This window comes from Caldicoprobacter sp. (assembly GCF_047459465.1).
GTDB lineage: Bacteria > Bacillota > Clostridia > Caldicoprobacterales > Caldicoprobacteraceae > Caldicoprobacter.
Map to the genome: position 1 here is coordinate 1 of NZ_VSCO01000085.1, position 7851 is coordinate 7851.

5 protein-coding genes are annotated in these 7851 nt (G+C 43.3%); all 5 read left to right on the forward strand.

The window, feature by feature from the left end; all coding sequences use genetic code 11:
- Nucleotides 1–199 precede the first annotated feature (199 nt).
- The 5 genes from FWJ59_RS06495 (at nt 200) to FWJ59_RS06515 (ending at nt 7519) form a co-directional block, all read left to right on the forward strand.
- Nucleotides 200–1804 carry a response regulator gene (locus FWJ59_RS06495; RefSeq protein WP_414481155.1) on the forward strand — a complete coding sequence of 535 codons (1605 nt, stop codon included), beginning with the start codon at nt 200–202 and terminating at the stop codon, nt 1802–1804.
- Nucleotides 1801–3606 (forward strand): histidine kinase, encoded by a 1806-nt coding sequence (locus FWJ59_RS06500; RefSeq protein WP_414481156.1) that lies wholly within the window; start codon nt 1801–1803, stop codon nt 3604–3606. Before FWJ59_RS06495 ends, FWJ59_RS06500 begins: the two co-directional genes overlap by 4 nt.
- A 114-nt stretch (nt 3607–3720) precedes the next feature.
- On the forward strand, nt 3721–5454 hold the full coding sequence (locus FWJ59_RS06505; protein WP_414481157.1) for an extracellular solute-binding protein: 1734 nt from the start codon (nt 3721–3723) through the stop codon (nt 5452–5454).
- Between the two features lie 143 nt (nt 5455–5597).
- Nucleotides 5598–6572, forward strand: a complete 975-nt coding sequence (locus tag FWJ59_RS06510; protein WP_414481158.1) for an ABC transporter permease — start codon at nt 5598–5600, stop codon at nt 6570–6572.
- Between the two features lie 14 nt (nt 6573–6586).
- Nucleotides 6587–7519 (forward strand): carbohydrate ABC transporter permease, encoded by a 933-nt coding sequence (locus tag FWJ59_RS06515; RefSeq protein ID WP_414481159.1) that lies wholly within the window; start codon nt 6587–6589, stop codon nt 7517–7519.
- Nucleotides 7520–7851 lie beyond the last annotated feature (332 nt).

The following is a 7851-nucleotide window of genomic DNA, read 5'->3' on the forward strand; positions in this document are numbered from 1 at the left end:
AAATTAGCATTGATGAAGCTTATTCCGCCTTTCATACCCTGTAAGCATTCCGCTTTATATTCAGCAATAGCCAAAGCCTGCTATATGCCATTTAGTAAGGTTTATACCTTTATGCCTGGTTATTTTTCAGAATGCCAATAAGTAAAAAAAATTTAAACCCAAAACCATCTAAAACCCTTGTGTAAATGGGGTGATGGATGTGCTTAGCGTACTGTTAGTCGACGATGAACAATTTGTGCGGATGGGATTGCGTACCCTCATTGACTGGGAAAGCTGTGGTTACGAGATTATCGGTGAGGCGGACAATGGAGAAGATGCACTCCGAATAATTACGGAAAAGCATCCCGATTTGGTTATTACCGATATACGCATGCCGGTACTGGATGGTTTGGAGTTAATTCGCCGTGTAAGCCAGGCTGGGCATTTAACAACTAAGTTTATCATCATCAGTGGATATGATGAATTTAAATATGCCCAACAGGCCATGCGCTATGGGGTATCGGATTTTATCCTCAAACCGGTGGACCAGGATGAACTGCAGGACATTCTATTGCGCTTAAGGAGGCAAATTACCAAGGACCAGATAATTATGAAAAAAACCGATGTTATATGGATAAATGCTATCTTTGAAGCTTTGCTTAAAGGAGAGACAAACCATAAAAACATTGAAGAGTGGGAACAGGTCCTCGGCATACAAGAAGCCAAGAAGTTGTTTTATATGTTTATCGAAATCAACGATGATCACCTTTGGGAAGAAAGCGGCAGCCATGTGTTTTCTGACTGGGAATTTTGTCAGCATTTAGGACATATCATAGCCCAAATCCTCGGGCTTAAAGAGCCGGTTTTTTTGTACCAGCATGAGAGAAGCCTATATGGCATGATAGTGACCGATAGGGTTCTTTCGGCTTTTTTTGGAAGCACAGAGCGCTTGGCGTCTACTTTGCAGACTCGCCTGTCGGAAGCCATTGGCAAAACCGTCATGATATATGTGGGAGTTCCCGTCCCACATGTGGGTCAGCTTCATAGAGCATACGCTACTGCTAAAGAAGCGTTACAGTACAAATTTGCCCTTCCCGGAGGAGTGGTGGTATACGAAAAGGTGAAGGACCAGCCTCTCCAGTATATGGAGCTGGAGCCCAGCCTACGCCAGCAATTGATGGAAGGAGTGGAGGAAAACGATGAGGCGCAAATACGCGAGGCTGTGGAGAGAATCTTCAACGCTTTTCGGGAACACCGTTTTGCCCCAGAGGTGGTCAAAACGGCAATCAATCAGTGTGTTTTTAGCGTGGTTCGTCTGATCAGGGAATTGAAAGGAAGGGAAGACGAACTGAAAACCCTTCAATTTATGGTGGGTTGGCAGGACTTAAACATTGCCCCTGAGACGCTTAAGCGATATTTTCTCGCTTTTATGTTGGAAAGTGCAGGGTACATTGCTGAACTTAACTTGGAGAGAAGCCGCGGCATTATACACAAGATCAAGAGCTATATCGATTCTCATTTTTGTGAAGATATAAGCTTAAAGAGCCTGGGAGCTATGTTCTATATGAATCCCACCTATTTAGGACAGATTTTTAAAAAAGCTTACGGGGTTTATTTCCGTGAATATCTGATGAATCTTCGAATAAACGAAGCAAAGCGCCTATTACGTCAAACCGATCTATGTGTTTATGAGATTGCGGAGCGGGTTGGATTTAACAATCCCGAGTATTTCGTCACCCAATTCGAAAAGGTGGTAAAGATGACTCCGGCGGAGTATCGCAATCAGTGCCTTAAGTGTGGAGGGGAGGATAAGGGGCAGAGATGAAGTTGCTTAACCTTGACAATGTTAAACTGCGCGACAAAATGATGATCATCTACATCTTTTGCGTGTTGTTGCCCATCGTTTTTACCAATATAGTATTCTATGTGGTTACAACAAATAATGTAAAAAATCAACGGTTGAAGGAACTCACTCGTGCTTTGGAACAGATAAAAAAAGAATTTCAAATGGAGATTGACGATGCTGTAAAGGTATCCCTGGTGTTCTATACTGATTACATCTTAAATGAAATCCTGGAGAGAGAGTATCAAACTCAACTTGACTACATCACAGCGTACGATTCGTATTTACGAAAGATTCTAAATAGCTATATCCCCTCTTATACGTTCATGCAAAATATCAAGATTTATTTGGACAACCCTACCCTGTTGTTTGCCGGTGGAATTGGTTATCTATCCGATGAAATTCGTAATTCCGACTGGTATCAGGCGCTGATAGCGGCAGAAAAAAAAGGCTCTTCTGTCGTCCTGACCAGGACAAAGCGGGAAGATAGCTACAGGCACGATGAAGAAGTTCGCGATACCTTTGTTATTGTGCGCCGCATGAACTATTTCAACCTATTTGGTGAGAGTAAATGTGAAAAGATCATTAAGATTGAATTGCGAACCAGGGCAATAGAGCAAGTGTTTTCCAACCTTAATATAAATGGACACATCTATTTGCTCAACGAACTGGATCAAATCCAATATACCACCGACCCAAGTGTAAATTGGCAGGCCGAATCCATTTATTTTGATCAGCTTCACTTTCCCCGAAATTCTATTAAATTGGTTGCTACCTATTCAGGGAACAGATATTTGAACAATTGGAAATTGGTCAGCATAATCCCGGAAGACGAAGTTTTAACCGAAGTGCGCAAATCGCGGCAGTTCATTATCTGGATGGTTATTATCAATCTCTTTTACTCCACAGCAATCATTTTCTGGATCACCAATTCAATGAATGTGCGGCTTATCAATATCCTCCATCATATGGAAAAGGCAAAAAAGCAACAATTTGTACCCATTGAGGGTCCCGAGGCACGGGATGAGATAGGAGAATTGCAAAGCGAATTCAACAGGATGATCTTGCAGATAAAGAGTTTGATAAATGACGTATATATGGCGGATATTCGTCAAAAGAACTTGGAGATTCAGCATTTTAAAGCGAGGCTCAACGCGCTGCAGAGCCAAATCAATCTACACTTTTTATTTAACTCGTTGGAGACCATACGAATGCGTAGCTTGATGAAAAACGAGGTTGAAACGGCAAGAATTATTCACAATATGGCCAAGCTTTTAAGGTCATCCCTTACATGGGATAAAGGTTATATTACGGTGAAAGAAGAGTTGGATTTTATCAATTGCTTTTTGGAAGTGCAGAAATACCGCTTTGGGGATCGGCTTAATTACCATATAGACGTGGATGATGATGCCCTAAACGTCCCCATTCCTAAAATGGTTTTTTTGCCTTTTGTTGAAAATGCCAGCATTCACGGAATCGAGCCCATGAAAGAGGGTGGAAAGCTCGATATTGCCATCAAGATTCGTGACAATCACCTGTTATTTTCGGTACGGGATAACGGAGTCGGAATGTCCAAGGAACAGGTGGAGCGGATTTACGGGTACCTTAGGCAAAAGGAGGAGATGGGAGAGCGGGTAGGTATCCACAATGTGATCAACCGCCTAAAAATGTTGTATGAAGATAAGTTTCAGCTGCTTATTGACAGCAAGCCAGGGGGAGGTACTCTGGTGCAGATCACTATACCGGTTGACGTGCACTCCAATCTCCCAATTAATCATCCATGAAATTATAAAATTTTTAAAGTTTTTTCTAAAGTTTGTATGGTTGATAAACTATAGGGTACAGGTTACACTGTATTTAACCACACCAAGCAATTAGGGAGAAAGGAGTGTATAAGCGTGACTAGAAGGCGATGGTTAATATCTTTCATGTGTTTGATGGTCATACTGGCTCTTGTATTGACGGCTTGTGGAAGCAAAGAAAGCACTAAGACAGAACAGACTGAAACTCCATCATCGACTCCATCTTCAGGACAAGAGACGGAGGAAGAGAAAGAAGAAGAGACAGAGAAACCCAAAGAGAAAGTGACCTTTACCATGTTCGTTGCAGTTCAAGGTAAAAAGGACATGTACATGAATGAGACAAAGATTGGTAAAATTCTCGAAGAACAGACGGGAGTAAACTTCAAAGTTGAATATCTGGTTGGAGAGCTGCAAACCAAAATCGGGACCATGATTGCGTCCCGAGATTATCCCGATGTGCTTGTGCCCGATGACGGGATCGAAGCTGTTGTACAAGCAGGGGGCTTTATCGATTTATCTCCTTACATTGGCAACGAGAAATATCCCAACATAAACAAAGTCTTTGGACCCATCAAAGAGAGAATGGTATGGGATGATGGAACGATTCCTATTTTCGTGTTTTCCACCCAGGTGGGAGAGTTCCAGCCTGATCCGGGTCCCAACATGACAGCATTTTGGATACAACGCCGCGTACTTGAGTGGGCCGGTTTCCCCAGGCTTAAGACGGTAGACGAATACTTTGATGTTATTGAAAGGTTTGTCAAAGCTCATCCAGATGAGAAGTTGATTGGGTTTACAACCCTGACCGATGACTGGAGGTTCTTCGCTACCACCAACGCTCCCAACCACCTGGCTGGTTATCCCAACGACGGAGAAGTTATGGTCGACTTGAATACCTACGAAGCTCGTATTTATGCAGGTACCGAGTGGGATAAGAGATGGTGGAAAAAGTTGAACGAGATCAATGCTAAAGGTCTGTTTGACAGGGCAGCTTTCACCGACAATTACGACCAGTATATTGCCAAGCTGACGTCGCATAAAGTGCTGGGAATGTGTGACCAGGCTTGGCAGATAGGGGATGCACAGGCAGCTTTGAGCGATGCAGCCAGGGCCAATCCAGAAGAAGATGGTTACAGGTACTTCCCACTCCCCATCGTTTTTGATGAAACCATTAAAGACCAGTATCTTGAGCCGGTTCAGTTTGTGAAAAACCGCGGGTGGGGCATTACTGTCAAGTGCAAGGATCCCGAACGGGTGATCGAGTTTGTTGACCACCTGCTGAAAGAGGAGACGCAGATACTGGTAAAATGGGGTATAGAAGGCGAGACTTACTTGAGGGATGAAAACGGCCGTATGTACAGGACCCAGGAAATGATAGATATGATGGATCAAAAATTCAACGAAGAATATGGCTTTACCATGTTCAGTTGGGATTGGCCGCATTGGGGTACTGCCTCCACGCTTTCGGATGGCAATGCTGCTGTACCAGGCAGGCAACCAGAAATATTCGAGCTTAGCCTGACAGAAGCTGACAAGAAATTCTTCCAGGCTTATGGTATAAAGACCTATGCTGATCTGTTTAGTCCGCCTGATGAGCGTCCGTGGTATCCTGCATGGGGTATCCCCAGAGGACCAGAGCAACAGCTGTTTGAACAGCAAAAGGCTGAGGTTCAGAGGAAGTATATACCCAAGCTAGTTCTGTGTGAGCCTGAAGAGTTTGAGAAGGTATGGGAGGAATACGTTGCTGAACTCAACAAGCTGGATATTGAAGGATATGAGAGATGGTTTACCGAGGAGATCAAGAAGATCATTGAAACGGTTAAGAAATAAAGAGGCCTGCTTATACCCATGGAGATGGAAGGCCAGCCCGATCAAAGTTTTCATAAAGCTGGCCTTCCGCCCCTCCTTCTAATTTTTTTATTTATTTTACTTATTTTCGGTAGCTTATTCGGTGCAATTGGAGGGAAGCAAGAATGGACAATAATCTCGCTCTTACCAAGGCGGCAACATCTACAAAACAAAAACCAAAAGGAAGAAAAAGTTTTTTTAAATTACTTGTCCAGCAACGGGCGCTGGTACTGATGTCTATTCCTTTCGTCATATGGGTTATCATCTTTAAATATTTACCCATTTGGGGGTGGGCTATTGCCTTTCAAGATTATAAGCCAGCAAAAAGCTTTTGGGAACAGGAATGGGTGGGGTTTGAACATTTTAAGTTTTTGTTCACCAACGAGCGGTTTTTGCTAGTGCTTAGAAACACCATTGTCATGAGCCTCATCAATCTGGTACTGGGATTTGTCACTGCGATTAGTCTCGCTTTGATGCTCAACGAAGTGCGCAATATGGCCTTTAAGCGAACGGTGCAGACCATCAGCTATATGCCGTACTTCCTTTCCTGGGTGGTTGCAGCGGGTATCATTCAGAATATTCTTGCCGTAGATGGAGTTGTCAATGATTTATTGAAGTTTCTTGGATTGATTGAAGAGGGCAAAGAGATTTTGTTTTTAGGCATTGGTGAGTGGTTTTGGGGCATTTATGGAGCCAGCATCGTGTGGAAAAACGTAGGGTGGAATACCATTGTGTATTTGGCTGCTATAGCGGTGATTGATCCCGGCCTGTATGAGGCCGCTGAGATAGATGGGGCAGGACGTTTTAGAAAGATGTGGCATATTACCCTTCCGGGGATACGCAATGTCATAATAGTATTGCTCATTATGAACATCGGATATCTGTTGGAATCGGGCTTTGAACCGCAGTATTTGCTTGGAAACGGCATGAATATAGACTACTCTGAAAACCTTGACATATTTGTGTTGAATTACGGCATCAGGTTGTACAATTTTTCTCTTTCGGTTGCAGCTAGTATTTTTAAGACGGTAGTCAGCTTTATATTAATAACTGCAGCAAATAACATTGCAAAGCGTATAGGCGAAGTTAGGCTGTATTAAGGGGGCGTAACAGTATGGCTAATGGAGGAAGGCAAAAACGTAAAAAAAGAATTGGGCGCATGTCAGCAGGTGATTGGGCCTTTGAAATAGTTAACCATACCCTGTTGATCCTACTGGTGATAGTGACCTTATATCCAATGATTAATACGCTGGCAGTGTCGCTGAATGATGCTACCGATTCCCTTAAGGGCGGCATCTATCTGTGGCCTCGGAAATTCTCCTTGGAGAACTATAAGTTTGTTTTTCAGGAATCCAATATAGCCAATGCAGCATTGATCTCGGTTTTGCGGACGGTTATTGGTACGGTGCTGACGGTATTTTGTTCGGCTATGGTGGCTTATACCATAAGCCGTCCGGAATATGTGTTGCGGCGATTTGTTACCGTGATTTTCCTGTTGACGATGTATTTTAACGGGGGGCTTATCCCTACTTATTTGCTGATGCGCAACCTCGGCCTGATAGGTACTTTCGGGATATACATCTGGCCGAATATAATTGGCGCTTTCAACCTGATCGTCATCCGTACGTTTATTGAAAATTTGCCATCCAGCCTCATAGAGTCCGCAAAAATCGACGGAGCGGGAGAATTTCGTACTTTCGTCAATATAGTGCTACCCTTGTGCGCGCCGGTGCTGGCAACGGTGGCCCTCTTTACCGGGGTATGGCAGTGGAATTCTTGGTTCGACGTGTTTCTGTACAATTCATCCAAAGAACATTTAAGTACGTTGCAGTATGAGCTTCAGAAAGTGCTCGCATTTTCAAATGCCAGCATGCAGCGGATAGATTTCCAGGCCGCCGCTGCCCAGGGGGCAAGCTACCAAAAGGTAACCCCGTATGCTATCCGAGCTACCATGATGATCGTGGTTTCGGTTCCGGTAATAATGGTTTACCCGTTCCTGCAGAAGTATTTTGTCAAAGGTATGTTGATAGGCGGCGTTAAGGAGTAGTTATTATATCCGTTAATTACATTGAAAGAAGAGCAATTTTTGAGCTGGTCCGGGTTACCCGGACTTTTTTATTGGGCTTTATTGACAATGTCGATTTTTTCTTGTAATATTAGAAATCAGAGGTCAGAATTATTAAAATAAAATTAAAAATCAAAATTTAAAGGGGAGTAATCCGTTGCCCTGAAGAATTTTTACCGGGCAATACTTCCAATCGTCATGACGGCACTGCTGGTAAATGCAGTGCTCGGTTGGAAGGCGGACTTATAAAGTCTGAGGATGAGACCTTTATCTGACTAATGAATGTCAGGTAAGGGTCTTTAATAATTTTATGG